This is a genomic window from Nocardioides sp. GCM10023255 (genome assembly GCF_042653125.1).
Lineage (GTDB): Bacteria > Actinomycetota > Actinomycetes > Propionibacteriales > Nocardioidaceae > Nocardioides.
Genome location: NZ_JBHSHU010000001.1, coordinates 211,930 through 225,074, shown reverse-complemented (window position 1 = coordinate 225,074; position 13,145 = coordinate 211,930). Strand labels below are relative to the sequence as shown.

At 73.0% G+C, this 13,145-nt stretch carries 13 protein-coding genes and 3 tRNA genes; 9 read left to right on the top strand and 7 right to left on the bottom strand.

Annotation, left to right across the window (positions count from 1 at the left end; all coding sequences use genetic code 11):
* Positions 1–8: 8 nt before the first annotated feature.
* The 3 genes from eda to zwf are packed head-to-tail and all read right to left on the bottom strand — an operon-like array spanning position 9 to position 3,989.
* Positions 9–641 carry a bifunctional 4-hydroxy-2-oxoglutarate aldolase/2-dehydro-3-deoxy-phosphogluconate aldolase gene (gene eda, locus ACFO9I_RS01105; RefSeq protein ID WP_379176953.1) on the bottom strand — a complete coding sequence of 211 codons (633 nt, stop codon included), beginning with the start codon at positions 639–641 and terminating at the stop codon, positions 9–11.
* Entirely contained in the window at positions 628–2,496 is a 1,869-nt protein-coding gene (gene edd / locus ACFO9I_RS01100) for a phosphogluconate dehydratase (RefSeq protein WP_379176951.1), read from the bottom strand. Before edd ends, eda begins: the two co-directional genes overlap by 14 nt.
* The gene (gene zwf, locus ACFO9I_RS01095; RefSeq protein WP_379176949.1) at positions 2,493–3,989 is read right to left on the bottom strand and encodes a glucose-6-phosphate dehydrogenase; all 1,497 of its coding nucleotides are present in this window, start codon (positions 3,987–3,989) and stop codon (positions 2,493–2,495) included. Before zwf ends, edd begins: the two co-directional genes overlap by 4 nt.
* A gap of 96 nt (positions 3,990–4,085) precedes the next feature.
* Here zwf and ACFO9I_RS01090 point away from each other — a divergent pair, with 96 nt between their 5' ends.
* Together ACFO9I_RS01090 and ACFO9I_RS01085 are read left to right on the top strand one after the other, a co-directional pair.
* Positions 4,086–5,297, top strand: coding sequence for an ROK family protein (locus ACFO9I_RS01090; RefSeq protein WP_379176947.1), 1,212 nt, complete (start codon positions 4,086–4,088; stop codon positions 5,295–5,297).
* Between the two features lie 25 nt (positions 5,298–5,322).
* Positions 5,323–6,723, top strand: a complete 1,401-nt coding sequence (locus ACFO9I_RS01085) for an amidase (RefSeq protein WP_379176946.1) — start codon at positions 5,323–5,325, stop codon at positions 6,721–6,723.
* Positions 6,724–6,832: 109 nt separating this feature from the next.
* On the opposite strand, the gene ACFO9I_RS01080 is transcribed toward ACFO9I_RS01085, so the two are convergent.
* Entirely contained in the window at positions 6,833–7,630 is a 798-nt protein-coding gene (locus ACFO9I_RS01080; protein WP_379176944.1) for a thioesterase family protein, read from the bottom strand.
* A 30-nt stretch (positions 7,631–7,660) separates the two neighbouring features.
* Between ACFO9I_RS01080 and ACFO9I_RS01075 the strand changes: the two genes are divergently transcribed.
* The 6 genes from ACFO9I_RS01075 (at position 7,661) to ACFO9I_RS01050 (ending at position 9,970) form a co-directional block, all read left to right on the top strand.
* Positions 7,661–7,733 (top strand) — tRNA-Thr (locus tag ACFO9I_RS01075).
* Between the two features lie 53 nt (positions 7,734–7,786).
* Positions 7,787–7,860, top strand: a tRNA-Met gene (locus ACFO9I_RS01070).
* Positions 7,861–7,896: 36 nt separating this feature from the next.
* Complete coding sequence (gene rpmG / locus ACFO9I_RS01065) at positions 7,897–8,067, top strand: 50S ribosomal protein L33 (RefSeq protein WP_121804265.1); 171 nt, start codon at positions 7,897–7,899, stop codon at positions 8,065–8,067.
* Between the two features lie 91 nt (positions 8,068–8,158).
* Positions 8,159–8,563, top strand: coding sequence for an FAS1-like dehydratase domain-containing protein (locus ACFO9I_RS01060; RefSeq protein ID WP_379176941.1), 405 nt, complete (start codon positions 8,159–8,161; stop codon positions 8,561–8,563).
* On the top strand, positions 8,560–8,937 hold the full coding sequence (locus tag ACFO9I_RS01055; RefSeq protein ID WP_379176939.1) for a MaoC/PaaZ C-terminal domain-containing protein: 378 nt from the start codon (positions 8,560–8,562) through the stop codon (positions 8,935–8,937). The genes ACFO9I_RS01060 and ACFO9I_RS01055 overlap by 4 nt, the downstream gene beginning before the upstream one ends.
* The gene (locus tag ACFO9I_RS01050; RefSeq protein ID WP_379176937.1) at positions 8,930–9,970 is read left to right on the top strand and encodes a UDP-N-acetylmuramate dehydrogenase; all 1,041 of its coding nucleotides are present in this window, start codon (positions 8,930–8,932) and stop codon (positions 9,968–9,970) included. The genes ACFO9I_RS01055 and ACFO9I_RS01050 overlap by 8 nt, the downstream gene beginning before the upstream one ends.
* 23 nt (positions 9,971–9,993) lie before the next feature.
* Here ACFO9I_RS01050 and ACFO9I_RS01045 read toward each other — a convergent pair whose 3' ends face one another.
* Genes ACFO9I_RS01045 through ACFO9I_RS01035 form a run of 3 tightly spaced genes read right to left on the bottom strand, consistent with a single transcriptional unit; the run spans position 9,994 to position 12,859 of the window.
* Positions 9,994–10,548: a DUF4190 domain-containing protein gene (locus ACFO9I_RS01045; RefSeq protein ID WP_379176935.1), complete on the bottom strand. Its 555-nt coding sequence runs from the start codon at positions 10,546–10,548 to the stop codon at positions 9,994–9,996.
* Complete coding sequence (locus tag ACFO9I_RS01040) at positions 10,545–11,612, bottom strand: adenosine deaminase (RefSeq protein WP_379176933.1); 1,068 nt, start codon at positions 11,610–11,612, stop codon at positions 10,545–10,547. Before ACFO9I_RS01040 ends, ACFO9I_RS01045 begins: the two co-directional genes overlap by 4 nt.
* Positions 11,613–11,614: 2 nt before the next feature.
* Entirely contained in the window at positions 11,615–12,859 is a 1,245-nt protein-coding gene (locus tag ACFO9I_RS01035) for a pyridoxal phosphate-dependent aminotransferase (protein ID WP_379176931.1), read from the bottom strand.
* A 172-nt stretch (positions 12,860–13,031) separates the two neighbouring features.
* Here ACFO9I_RS01035 and ACFO9I_RS01030 point away from each other — a divergent pair.
* A tRNA-Trp gene (locus ACFO9I_RS01030) sits at positions 13,032–13,104 on the top strand.
* Positions 13,105–13,145 lie beyond the last annotated feature (41 nt).

Genomic DNA, 13,145 nt, shown 5'->3' with positions numbered 1-13,145 from the left:
TCCCGGGTTCAGCTGAGCGCGGCGGCCGCCCGTGCGAGCCGCTCGACCCGCGACCAGTCGCCGGAGGCGAGCGCGTCCTTCGGCGTGAGCCAGGAACCCCCGACACAGCCCACGTTGGGCAGGGCGAGGTACGACGTCGCGGTCGCCGCGGTGATCCCGCCCGTCGGGCAGAAGCGCGCGGCCGGGACCGGCGAGGCGACCGAGGCGAGGAACGTCGCGCCCCCGGAGGCCTCGGCGGGGAAGAACTTCATCTCGGTCCAGCCGGCCTCGAGCACGGCGAGCACCTCGGAGGCCGTGGCGGTGCCGGGCAGGAACGGCAGCCCGGTGTCGGCCATCCCGTGCAGCAGGGACGGCGTGGCGCCCGGGGAGACCAGGAACTGCGCCCCGGCGTCGCGGGCCTCCTTGGCCTGGCCGGGGGTCAGCACGGTGCCGGCGCCGACCAGGATCTCGGGCACCTCGTCGGCGATGGCCCGGATGGCGTCGAGCGCGACCGGAGTGCGCAGGGTGAGCTCGATGACCGGCAGCCCGCCGGCCACGAGGGCCCGAGCGACCGGGACCGCCTGCGCGAGCTCGTCGACGACGACCACCGGCACGACCGGGACCCGGTCGAGCAGGGCGGGGGTGTTCTCAGACGCGGACAACGGAGACCTCTTCCGGGGGGACGGGGACGCCGGGGAACACGCTGGCCCCCGTGTCGGCGGATCCGACGGTGGCGCGGAACGCCGCGAACAGCTCGCGTCCGGTGCCCATCCACTCCGGGCCCTGAGGAGCCCGGCCGGTGACGGGGCGCGCGGCCAGCTCGGCGCGGTCCACGTGCAGGTCGAGGGTGCCCGTGGTGGCGTCGACGGTGATCTCGTCACCGTCCTGCACCCGCGCGAGCGGGCCGCCGAGGGCGGCCTCGGGGGTGACGTGGATGGCGGCCGGGACCTTGCCCGACGCGCCGGACATGCGGCCGTCGGTCACGATCGCGACCTTCTGGCCGCGGTCCTGCAGCACCCCGAGCGCGGGGGTGAGCTTGTGGAGCTCGGGCATCCCGTTGGCCGCTGGGCCCTGGTAGCGGATCACGGCCACGAAGTCCCGGCCGTCGAGCTCGCCCTCGCCGAAGGCGGTCAGGAACTCGTCCTGGTGGTCGAAGACCATCGCCGGGGCGGTGACGACGCGGTGCTCGGGCTTGACCGCGGAGGTCTTGATGACCGCACGGCCCAGCGGGCCGGAGAGCAGCTTGAGGCCGCCGTCGGGGGTGAACGGGTCGTCGGCGGGCCGGAGGACGTCGAGGTCGAGGGAGGACTTGGGGCCCTCCTCCCAGCTCAGCTCGTCGCCGCGCAGTCGCGGCTCGGTCGTGTAGCGCCACAGCCCGTGACCGGCGATGGTGCGCACGTCCTCGTGGAGGAGGCCCGCGCGCAGCAGGGTGTGCACGAGGAACGCGATGCCGCCGGCGGCGTGGAAGTGGTTCACGTCCGCCTCGCCGTTCGGGTAGATCCGGGCCAGGCTCGGCACCACCGCGGACAGGTCCGACAGGTCGTCCCAGGTCAGGGTGATCCCCGCCGCGCGGGCGATCGCGACCAGGTGCAGCGTGTGGTTGGTCGAGCCGCCGCTGGCGAGCAGGGCGACGCAGGCGTTGACGATCGCCTTCTCGTCCACGACCTCGCCGATCGGGGTGTTCTCGCCGCCCTGCCGGGTGAGCTCGGTGACGCGGGCACCGGCAGCGCGGGTGAGGGCCTCGCGCAGCGGGGTGCCGGGGTTGACGAACGACGACCCCGGCAGGTGCAGGCCGAGGACCTCCATCAGCAGCTGGTTGGAGTTGGCGGTGCCGTAGAACGTGCAGGTGCCCGCCGAGTGGTACGACGCCGCCTCGGCCTCGAGCAGCTCGTCGCGGCCGACCTTGCCCTCGGCGTACAGCTGACGGACCTTGGCCTTCTCGCCGTTCGGCAGGCCCGAGGTCATCGGGCCGGCCGGCACGAAGACGGTCGGCAGGTGGCCGAAGGAGAGCGCGCCGATCAGCAGGCCGGGAACGATCTTGTCGCAGACGCCCAGCATCAGCGCGCCGTCGAACATGTCGTGGGAGAGCGCGATCGCGGTCGACATCGCGATCACGTCACGGCTGTAGAGCGAGAGCTGCATGCCGTCGCGGCCCTGGGTGATCCCGTCGCACATGGCCGGGACGCCACCTGCGAACTGCGCGATGCCGCCGGCCCGGACGACCGCCTTCTTCAGTGCGGCCGGGTAGGTCTCGAACGGCTGGTGCGCGGAGAGCATGTCGTTGTACGCCGACACGATCGCGACGTTCGGCTTGGTGCGACCGCGCAGGGCCTGCTTGGCCGGGGCGTCGGACGCGGCGAAGCCGTGCGCGAGGTTCGCGCAGGCGAGCCGGCCTCGGGCGGGGCCCTTGTCGGCGGCGGCCCGGATGCGGTCGAGGTAGGCGGCGCGGCCGGGCGCGCTGCGCTCGACGATGCGCGCGGTCACCTCGGTGACGACGGGGTGGAGGGGAGTGGTCACTGGTCAGGCTCCTGCCAGGATCGGCCGTCGCGCTCGAGGAGCGTCGTGGCGGCGATGGGCCCGCTCGTGCCGGCCGGGTAGCGCAGCGGCTGGTCGGGCGACGTTGCCCAGCGGGTGAGGATCGGCTCCACCCAGGTCCACGCGGCCTCGACCTCGTCGCGGCGCATGAACAGGGTGGGGTTGCCCTTGATGACGTCCATCAGCAGACGCTCGTAGGCATCGGGGAGGCGCTGCTCGAACGCCGTGGCGTAGCTCAGGTCCAGCGAGACCGGACGCAGCCGGATCCCCCCGGGGCCGGGCTCCTTGGCGGTCAGGTGCAGGCGCATGCCCTCGTCGGGCTGCACCTGGATGTGCAGCCGGTTCGGCTCGGTGGTGCCCTCGCTGTTGGGGAACATGTGGTGCGGCGGCGCCTTGAAGACCACGATGATCTCCGACGCGCGACGGTCCATCCGCTTGCCGGTGCGCAGGTAGAACGGCACGCCCGCCCAGCGCCAGTTCTGCACCTCGGTCTTCAGCGCCACGAACGTCTCGGTGCGGGTGGCGTTGTGCCCGAGGTCGTCGGTGTACGACGGCACGGCCTCGCCGTCGACGAGCCCGGCGGTGTAGCGGCCGCGCACGGTGTCGCGGTCCACGTCGGCCGGGGTCATCGGCTTGAGCGCCTGCAGCACCTTGAGCTTCTCGTCACGGACGGTCTCGCGGCCGATGTGGGTCGGCGGCTCCATCGCGACCAGGCAGAGCAGCTGGAGCAGGTGGTTCTGCACCATGTCGCGCATCGCGCCCGCGTGGTCGTAGTAGCCGCCGCGGTCACCGACCCCGAGCGACTCGGCCACGGTGATCTGCACGTGGTCGACCCAGCGGGAGTTCCACAGGGGCTCGAGGAAGGCGTTGGCGAAGCGCGTCACCAGGAGGTTCTGGACGCTCTCCTTGCCGAGGTAATGGTCGATGCGGAAGATCTGGGACTCGTCGAAGACCCGACCGACCGCGTCGTTGACGGCCTGCGCGGAGGCGAGGTCGTGCCCGATCGGCTTCTCGAGGACGACCCGGGCGCGCTCGTCGACGACGCCGATCTCGTCGAGGCGCTGACTGATGTCGCCGAAGAGCGCGGGCGCGACGGCGAGGTAGAAGACGCGGACGGCCTGCTCCACGTTCGGACGGTCCTTGAGCAGCGCGTGGAAGCGGTGCCAGTCGTCGGGTCGCTGCGCGTCGAGCATCAGGTGGTGCAGGCGGCCGGCGAAGCGGTCGACGACGGTCGTGTCGAGGTCGGCGGGGGCGACGTACGTCGTGAGCGCGGAGCGGACCTCCTCGCGCCAGCCGGCGTCGTCGAGCTCGGACCGGGAGACGCCCAGGATCCGGGTGTCGTCGGGCAGCTGGCCCTCGAGGTCGCGGTGGTAGAGCGCCGGCAGCAGCTTGCGCAGCGCGAGGTCGCCCGTACCGCCGAAGACGGTGAAGTCACACGAGGTCGGGACCGTGTGGGGGGAGGCGGTCTGGTCCATGCCATCCACGGTAGGGAGAAGTTTGGATCGTTACAAGCACAACTAAGGTATTTTTGAGATCAAAGTGAGGAACACCGTCCGAACGGGAGGAGGGACATGAGCGAGACCACGCGCGAATCGGCCGCCCCGGCGACCGCAGGCGAGCTGCTGGAGCTGGTGCGCACCGGCCGGGCCAGCACCCGCTCGGACCTGCGTCGGCTGACCGGCCTGTCCCGGACCGCCGTCGTCAGCCGCGTCGCGGCGCTCACGTCCGCAGGACTGCTGCTGCTCGGCGAGGAGCTCGCCTCCACCGGCGGCCGGCCCCCGGGGGCGCTGGTGTTCAACCGCGACGCCGGCGTGGTGCTGGCCGTGGCCGTCGGACGTTCGCGCAGCCAGCTCGCGGTCCTCGACCTCGAGGGCACCGAGCTGGCCTCGGACTCCCGCGACCACCGCGTCGGGATCGGCCCGGACGAGCTGATGCCCGAGGTCGCCGCCCGGCTCACCGGGCTCCTCGAGGGTGTCACGCCCGAGGTGGTCGGGATCGGGCTCAGCCTCCCGGGCACCGTCGACGTGGTCCGCGGCGTCAGCCTCGACTCCCCGGTGATGGGCGGCTGGGACGGGGTGCCGCTCGCACCGTACCTCTCCGCGGTCGCCGACGCCCCGCTGTTCGTCGGCAACGACGGTGACGTGATGGCGCGCGCCGAGCTGCTCGCCCGCCCCGGCACGCTGCGCGACGCGCTCGTGGTCAAGGCCTCGACCGGCCTCGGGCTGGGCATCGTCGCCGACGGGCACGTGCTGTCGGGGCACCTCGGCGCCGCCGGCGAGATCGGGCACACCTGGCTCGGCGCCGCCGACGGCCTCACCTGTCGCTGCGGCCGCACCGGCTGCCTGGAGGCCGTGGCCGGAGGGTGGGCGCTGGTGGCGCGCCTCGAGCAGTCCGGTCACCACCGGGTCGGCCACGTGCGCGACCTGGTGTCGCTGGCCCTCGAGGGGGACGCCGAGGCGCGCGGGCTGCTGCGCGAGAGCGGCCGGCACCTCGGCGAGCTGCTGGCCGTGGCGATCAACCTGCTGAACCCCGCCACGATCGTCATCGGCGGCGACATGGCGGCGGCCTTCGACGTGTACGCCGGCGGCGTGCGTGAGAGCGTCTACGCCCGCGCCGGCGCCCTGTCGACCCGCGACCTGCAGATCGTCCCGGCCACCCACGGGGACCGGGCCGGCCTCGTGGGCTGCGCGGCGCTCGCCCTGGACCACGTGCTGTCGCCGGCCGCGGTCGACGCGCGTCTCGCGGTCCTCTCCGCGCGGGTGCCCGCCGACGCCCCGGGCTGACCATGCCGCTGAGTAGGTTGTCCGCATGAGCCGCGTGCACGCGTTCGGTGACGACGCCCTCGGGGACCTCGACGCCGTCGGGCTGGTGGCCCGGATCCAGGACCGCAGCGTCTCCGTGGCCGAGGTCGTCGACGCCGCGATCGGGCGGGCGGAGCGGGTCGACCCGGTGCTCGACACGCTCGCCCACCGGGCGTTCGATCGCGCCCGGGAGGAGGCGCGCCACCCGCGCGGCGGGTTCTTCGCCGGCGTGCCCAGCGTGCTCAAGGACAACGTCGACGTGCAGGGCATGCCGACCCGTCACGGCACCGACGCGTTCGTGTCCCGGCCGCGGCGGGAGGACGGCGACTTCGCGCGGATGTTCCTCGCGACCGGGCTGGTGCCGCTGGGCAAGACGAGGCTCTCGGAGTTCGGCTTCAGCCCGGCGGCCGAGCACCCCCGGCTGGGGCCGGTCCGCTGCCCGTGGGACACCGACCGCACCGCCGGGGCGTCCTCGGCCGGGTCGGCCGCGCTGGTCGCCGCCGGCGCGGTCCCGCTGGCCCACGCCAACGACGGTGGCGGATCGATCCGGATCCCGGCCGCGGTCAACGGGCTGGTCGGCCTCAAGCCCACCCGGGACCGGCTCGCGCAGGACAGGCTGATGCGGGACATGCCCGTGCGCATCGTGTCCGACGGGGTGCTGACCCGCTCGGTGCGCGACACCGCCGCGTTCTACCGCGAGGCCGAGAAGGTCTACCGGGCCCTGCAGTTCCCGCCGATCGGCAACATCACCCGCCCCGGCCGGGCCCGGCTGCGGGTGGCCGTCGTCACCAGCGGCGTCGGCGTCGGCGCCTCGCCGGAGGTCGCGGATCTCACCTGGAAGACCGCCGCCCTGCTCGAGGAGCTCGGGCACCGCGCCGAGGCGGCCCAGGCGCCGGTCGCCGACTCGTTCCCGGACGACTTCCTGCTGTACTGGTCGCTGCTGGCGCTGGCGATCGTGCGCACCGGTCGGCGCAGGTACGGCCGCAGCTGGGACCCGACGCGGCTGGACAACCTGACGCTGGGCCTGGCGGCACATGCCCGCCGCAACCTGCACCGGGTGCCGCTGGCGATCCGGCGGCTCAGGCGCGCCCGCCGGCGCACCGAGGAGCTCTTCTCGACCCACGACGTGGTCCTGACCCCGACGCTGGCCACCGAGACCCCGCAGGTCGGCCACCTCGACCCGACCCACGACTACGACACGATCATGGAGCGGCTGCTCGGCTGGGTGGCCTTCACGCCGCTGCAGAACGCCACCGGGGAGCCGGCCATCTCGCTGCCACTGGCGACCACCGAGGCCGGCCTCCCGCAGGGGATGATGTTCGGCGCGGCCGCCGGCCGCGAGGCCACCCTCCTCGAGCTCGCCTACGAGCTGGAGGAGGCCCGTCCCTGGGCCCGCATCCAGGACTGAGCAGGTCGAGTCGGCGCAAGCTCGCCGCGAAAACAGGTCGAGTCGGCGCAAGCTCGCCGCGAAACAGGTCGAGTCGGCGCAAGCTCGCCGGTCCTGCCCCGATCCGGCGTCAGCGCGGGGCGACGAGCAGGGCCTGCGAGGAGCGGGCGACCAGGCCGAGCTCGTCGGAGATCGCCGCCGTCGCCACGCCGACCGAGCCCGGACCCAGGGTGGTCTCGGCGTCCAGGCAGATCCACTCGCCCACGGGCGGGCGCAGCACGTGGACGGTCAGCTCGGTGTTGAGGAACGCCCAGCGGCGTACGTCGAGCGCGGCGCTGGCGCCCGAGGCCGAGTCGGCGCAGGCCAGCAGCCGCTGCACGGGCGACGGGTGCTCGCCCTCGACCAGGGCGGGCGGGCGCATCCACACCACACCGGGACCCGGGGTCGACACCGAGCCGGACACCCACCGCCACTCGACCGCGTCGAGGTAGCCGCCGTGCCAGGCGGTGGGGCGGTCGTGGCGGACGCCGTCGGCCGGGCCGTGCGCCAGCGGTTTCGGCTGCTCGGGCCCGTCGGTGGAGACGGGGAACAGCCAGGCGCGGGCCGAGGCGACGACCCGTCCGCGGGTGACGTCGTGCAGCTCCGCGCCCACCAGCTGCACCGACCGCCCGGGTCGCAGCACCGTGGCGGAGGTCGCCAGCGGCCCGACCGGGACCGGGCCGTGCAGCTCCATCGTGAAGCGACCGACGTGGGCCTGCGAGAGCCTCTCGACGGCACGGGCGAGCAGGGCCGCCGGAGGGCCGCCGTGCTGGGCGTCGGCGGCCCACGGACCGGCCGTCGCGGGCAGCGACTCGAAGGTCTCGCGCCCGTCTCCCGAGGCGTCGATCAGGCGGTAGAACCAGGGGTGCTCACCCGATTTTTCTTCCACGTCGCTCCCTGTGTATTGTTCTCGCTCGTTGCCCCTTTAGCTCAGTCGGCAGAGCGTCTCCATGGTAAGGAGAAGGTCTACGGTTCGATTCCGTAAAGGGGCTCTGGGTGTGGGTTGCCGGCGGCCAGTATTCTGGCCGGCGTGCCCTGTCCCGGTGGCGGGGTAGCTCAGGTGGTTAGAGCACACGGCTCATAATCGTGGTGTCGCGGGTTCGAGTCCCGCCCCCGCTACTAACTCTCGACCGACCAGCAACAAAAGGACTTCCCGTGGCCAGCAAGAGCTCCGACGTTCGCCCCAAGATCACGCTCGCGTGCGTGGACTGCAAGGAGCGCAACTACATCACCAAGAAGAACCGCCGCAACGACCCCGACCGTCTCGAGCTGGCGAAGTTCTGCCCGCGCTGCCGCAAGCACACCGCGCACCGCGAGACCCGCTGACCCACTTCAGCATCCGCCTGGCCCGCCCGAGATCCTCGGGGCGGGCCAGTCGTCATTTCGGGGCCTCCGACGGCGCCGATAGTGTGACGCCATGCCTGTCGACCAGTCGCTCGTCGGCCGGGAGTTCCCGCCGACCTCGCCGTACACCGTCACCGAGGAGAAGGTCCGCGCGTTCGTGGCGGCGACGGGCGGTGGCGAGTACGCCGGAGGCCCGGTCCCGGCCACGTTCCCGATCGTGATGGCCTTCGACGCGATGAACGCCTTCCTCGAGGCCGAGTCCATCGACCTGTTCCGCATCGTCCACGGCGAGCAGAAGTTCCACTACGAGCGCCCGGTGGTGCCCGGCGACGTGCTCAGCGCCTCGCTCACCGTCGCCAGCCTGCGCCAGATCGGCGGCAACGACATCATCGGCACGGCCAGCCGGATCACCGACGCCGAGGGCGCCCTCGTGTGCACCACCTCAGCCACGCTCGTCCACCGAGGAGAGTCCGCATGAGCCTGCCCACGCAGACCTTCACGGTCACCCGGGCCGACCTGGTCGCCTACGCCGAGGCCAGCGGCGACCACAACCCGATCCACCAGGACGAGTCGGTCGCGCGCAGCGTGGGACTGCCGGGCGTGATCGCCCACGGGATGTACACCATGGCGCTCGCGGCCCGCGCGGTCGCCACCTGGTTCCCCGATGCCGAGGTGGTCAGCTTCGGCTGCAAGTTCACCAACCCGGTCGTCGTGCCCGCCGACGGCGGCGTCGACGTCGAGGTGGCTGGTGAGGCCAAGCCGGGCGACGACGGGCTCACCACCGTGGCCCTCACCGTCACCTGCGAGGGCCAGAAGGTCCTCGGGATGCCGAAGGCTGTCGTGCGTGCCTGAGCTGCTCCGCGACCACACCACCCTCCGCCTCGGGGGTCCGGCCCGGGAGTTCGTCACCGCCACCACGGCAGACGAGCTGGTCGACGCCGTACGCCGCGCCGACGAGGCCGGCGCCCCGGTCCTGGTCCTGGGCGGTGGCAGCAACCTCGTCGTCGCCGACGAGGGATTCGACGGAACGGTCGTGGAGGTCGCCACCCGCGGCATCGTCCCCGACGCCGAGGACGGCGCGACGTGCGGCGGCGTCATGGTGACCGTGGCGGCGGGGGAGACCTGGGACGACCTCGTGGCGCGGGCGGTGGACGCCGGCTGGATCGGGATCGAGGCCCTCTCCGGCATCCCCGGCTCCGTCGGCGCGACACCGATCCAGAACGTCGGCGCCTACGGCCAGGAGGTCTCCCAGACGATCGCGACGGTGCGTGTCTGGGACCGGGTGCTCCGCGGGGTCCGGACCTTCGCCAACGCCGACTGCGGGTTCGGCTACCGGCACTCCCGCTTCAAGGCCGACCGGCTGGACTCGGGGGGCGGCCGGCACGTGGTGCTCGACGTGACCTTCCAGTTCCGCCAGGGGGACCTCGGTGCCCCGGTTGCCTACGCGCAGCTGGCCGGCGCGCTCGGCGTCGAGGCCGGCGGCCGGGTGCCGCTCACCGAGGTCCGCAAGACCGTCCTCGAGCTGCGCCGCAGCAAGGGCATGGTGCTCGACGGGGACGACCACGACACGTGGAGCGCCGGCTCGTTCTTCACCAACCCGGTCGTCGCGCTTGAGCAGGTGCCGGAGGGGGCGCCGGCCTGGCCGCAGCCCGACGGGGGCGTCAAGACCAGCGCCGCGTGGCTGATCGAGCACGCCGGCTTCGCCAAGGGCCACGGGAACGCGCTGGCGAGCCTGTCCACCAAGCACACGCTCGCCCTGACCAACCGGGGGAGCGCCACCGCCGCGGACCTGCTGGCCCTGGCCCGCGAGGTCCGCGACGGGGTCGAGCGTCGGTTCGGCATCCGGCTCGTCAACGAGCCGGTGCTGGTCGGCTGCGAGCTGTAGGCGCGCAGCCGACCCTGCGCAGGTCAGTACCCGCTGCTGCTGCTGGAGGTGGTGCCGGCGACCGCCAGGGCGATGACGCCGATGATGAGCAGCACGCCGAGCCCCAGCAGCACGGTGCCGATGATGCCCATGATCCTGCCCGCGTTGGCCTGGTCGCGACCGCCGTATCGCCCCGGCTCGGCGTCGATCTCGCGCACCGCCCGCGCGCCGATGCGCCACGCGAAGGGTGAGAGCACCAGCGTGATGCCGCCGCAGAAGGCGATGCCGGCCAGTCCGATCAGGCTCAGGACCAGCGCCGTGGTCGCCGAGGGGTGGTTGGCCGCCATCGGCGTGCCGTAGCCGTACGCGCCGGGCTGCGCGCCGTACGGCTGCTGGCCGTAGGGCTGCTGGCCGTACGGGGCCTGGCCGTAGGGAGCCTGGCCGTACGGCTGCTGGCCGTAGGGCTGCTGCGGTCCGGTCGGCGGGGGGCCGTACGGGCTCTGCTGGCCGTAGGGGTCCTGGCCGTACGGCTGGTGGGTCGGGGGCAGCGAGGAGTCCCCCTGGCCGGGGGGCTGGTTCGCGTCGTCTGGGCTGCTCACGCGTCCATCCTGACAGGCTCGGGGGCCAGCCACCGGTCGACCTCCGCGATCAGCTCGCGCTTCACGTCGTCGGGGGCGCGCGAGCCGCGGACCGACATCCGCCCCAGCTCGGCGAGCTGGGCGTCGGTGAGCTCGTGCGCGGCCCGCATGGTGGCGTACTGGCCGGCCAGGCGCGAGCCGAACAGCAGCGGGTCGTCGGCGCCCAGGGCCACCGTCGCTCCCGCCTCGAGCAGCGTCGGCAACGGGACCGACGTCAGGTCGGAGTAGACACCGAGGGCGACGTTGGAGACCGGGCAGACCTCGAGGACCACGCCGCGCTCGACGATGCGGTCCAGCAGCGCGGGGTCCTCCGCGGACCGGACGCCGTGGCCGAGCCGGTCGGCGTGCAGCGCGTCCAGGCAGGCGCGGATGCTGTCCGGGCCGAGCAGCTCGCCGCCGTGCGGGACCAGGGTCAGCCCGGCCCGCTCGGCGATCGCGAACGCCGGCGCGAAGTCGGTCGTGGTGCCCCGGCGCTCGTCGTTGGAGAGCCCGAACCCGACCACGCCGCGCCCGGCGTACTGCGCGGCCAGCCGGGCCAGCGTCCGCGCGTCGAGGGGGTGCCGCGTGCGGTTGGCCGCGATCACGACGGCGATGCCCAGCCCGGTGTCCCGGGAGGCGGCGGCGACGGCGTCGAGCACCAGGTCGGTGAAGGCGGTGATGCCGCCGAACCGGGCGCCGTAGCCGCTGGGGTCGACCTGGATCTCCAGCCAGCGACCGCCGTCGCGCACGTCGTCCTCCGCCGCCTCGCGCACCAGTCGGCGCACGTCGTCCTCGGTGCGGAGCACCGAGCGGGCGACGTCGTAGAGCCGCTGGAAACGGAACCAGCCCTTCTCGTCGGCCGCCGAGAGCCGCGGCGGCCACTCCGAGACCAGCGAGTCGGGCAGCACGATGCCGTCCCGCTCGGCCAGCTCGAGCAGCGTCGCGTGCCGCATCGAGCCCGTGAAGTGCAGGTGCAGGTGCGCCTTGGGCAGGGTCAGCAGGTCACGCGCGCCCGCCTCGCCGTCCGCCCCCGTCGGACCGACCACGCTCAGGCGAACAGCTTCTGGAGCCGCGTGACGCCCTCCGCCAGGTCGTCGTCCCCGAGGGCGTACGAGAGCCGGAGGTAGCCGGGCGACCCGAAGGCCTCACCGGGGACGACCGCGACCTCGGCCTTGTCGAGGATGTACTCGGCGAGCTCGGCCGACGTCTCGATGACGCGGCCGTCGTACTCCTTGCCGAGCAGGCCCTTGACCGACGGGTAGGCGTAGAACGCGCCGTGCGGGGTCGGGCAGACGACGCCGTCGATCTCGTTGAGCATCGAGACGATGGTCCTGCGCCGCCGGTCGAAGGCGACCTTCATCTCCTCGACGGCCGTCAGGTCCCCGCTCACGGCGGCGATCGCGGCACGCTGGGCGACGTTGGAGACGTTCGAGGTGGCGTGCGACTGCAGGTTGGTGGCCGCCTTGACCAGGTCGGTCGGGCCGATCATCCACCCGACGCGCCAGCCGGTCATCGCGTAGGTCTTGGCGACACCGTTGACCACGACGCAGTTGTCGGTGAGGAAGGGGCACAGCACCGGCATCGAGCCGGTGTCGACGCCGTCGTAGACGAGGTGCTCGTAGATCTCGTCGGTGAGCACCCACAGCTGGTGGTCCTCGACCCACTGCCCGATCGCGCGGATCTCGTCGGAGGTGTAGACGGCGCCGGTCGGGTTCGACGGCGAGACGAACAGCAGCACCTTGGTGCGGTCGGTGCGGGCGGCCTCGAGCTGCTCAGGCGTGACCTTGTAGTCCTGCGTCTCGTCGGCCAGCACCGGCACCGGCACCCCGCCGGCCAGCTGGATCGCCTCGGGGTAGGTCGTCCAGTACGGCGCCGGCACGATCACCTCGTCGCCCGGGTCGAGCATCGCCGCGAACGCCGCGTAGATCGCCTGCTTGCCGCCGTTGGTCACGAGGACCTGGCCGGGCTCGATCTCGAGGCCGCTGTCGCGGAGGGTCTTCTCGGCGATCGCCTTCTTCAGCTCGGGCAGCCCGCCGGCCGGGGTGTAGCGGTGGTTCCTCGGGTCGCGGCAGGCCTCCACGGCCGCCTCGACGACGTAGTCCGGCGTCGGGAAGTCGGGCTCGCCGGCACCGAAGCCGATGACCGGGCGGCCCTCGGCCTTGAGCGCCTTGGCCTTCGCATCCACCTTCAGCGTTGCCGACTCGGCGATGGCGCCGATGCGCTGCGAGACGCGACGGTCGCGGGGGCTTCCCCCGGCGGCGGGGCCGGGCTGGGCGGACACGTTGGCGGTCATGGCACCATCGTAGAGGCGCAGTCGCGGACCGGCGGCCCGGGTTTCACGCCCGGACCGGCCGTTCCACCGGCGGCATCGGGGCCGGTTTGGACTCGGCCTCGGTGTTACCCGTAGACTCCCCGTTTGGTGGTTTCCCACATGCTCCGGCGTGCCCGGAAGTGGGCGTCATCGGAGGGCACTAGCTCAACTGGCAGAGCATCGGTCTCCAAAACCGAAGGTTGGGGGTTCAAGTCCCTCGTGCCCTGCAAGACAGACGCACGACAGCAGCACAGATGGATGCAGGAAA

Coding starts and splice junctions, on each gene's coding strand:
- ACFO9I_RS01090 (WP_379176947.1), top strand. CDS start 4,086: ATGAGCGAGACCACGCGCGAATCGGCCGCCCCGGCGACCGCAGGCGAG.
- ACFO9I_RS01055 (WP_379176939.1), top strand. CDS start 8,560: ATGAGCCTGCCCACGCAGACCTTCACGGTCACCCGGGCCGACCTGGTC.
- ACFO9I_RS01035 (WP_379176931.1), bottom strand. CDS start 12,859: ATGACCGCCAACGTGTCCGCCCAGCCCGGCCCCGCCGCCGGGGGAAGC.
- ACFO9I_RS01085 (WP_379176946.1), top strand. CDS start 5,323: ATGAGCCGCGTGCACGCGTTCGGTGACGACGCCCTCGGGGACCTCGAC.
- ACFO9I_RS01060 (WP_379176941.1), top strand. CDS start 8,159: ATGCCTGTCGACCAGTCGCTCGTCGGCCGGGAGTTCCCGCCGACCTCG.
- zwf (WP_379176949.1), bottom strand. CDS start 3,989: ATGGACCAGACCGCCTCCCCCCACACGGTCCCGACCTCGTGTGACTTC.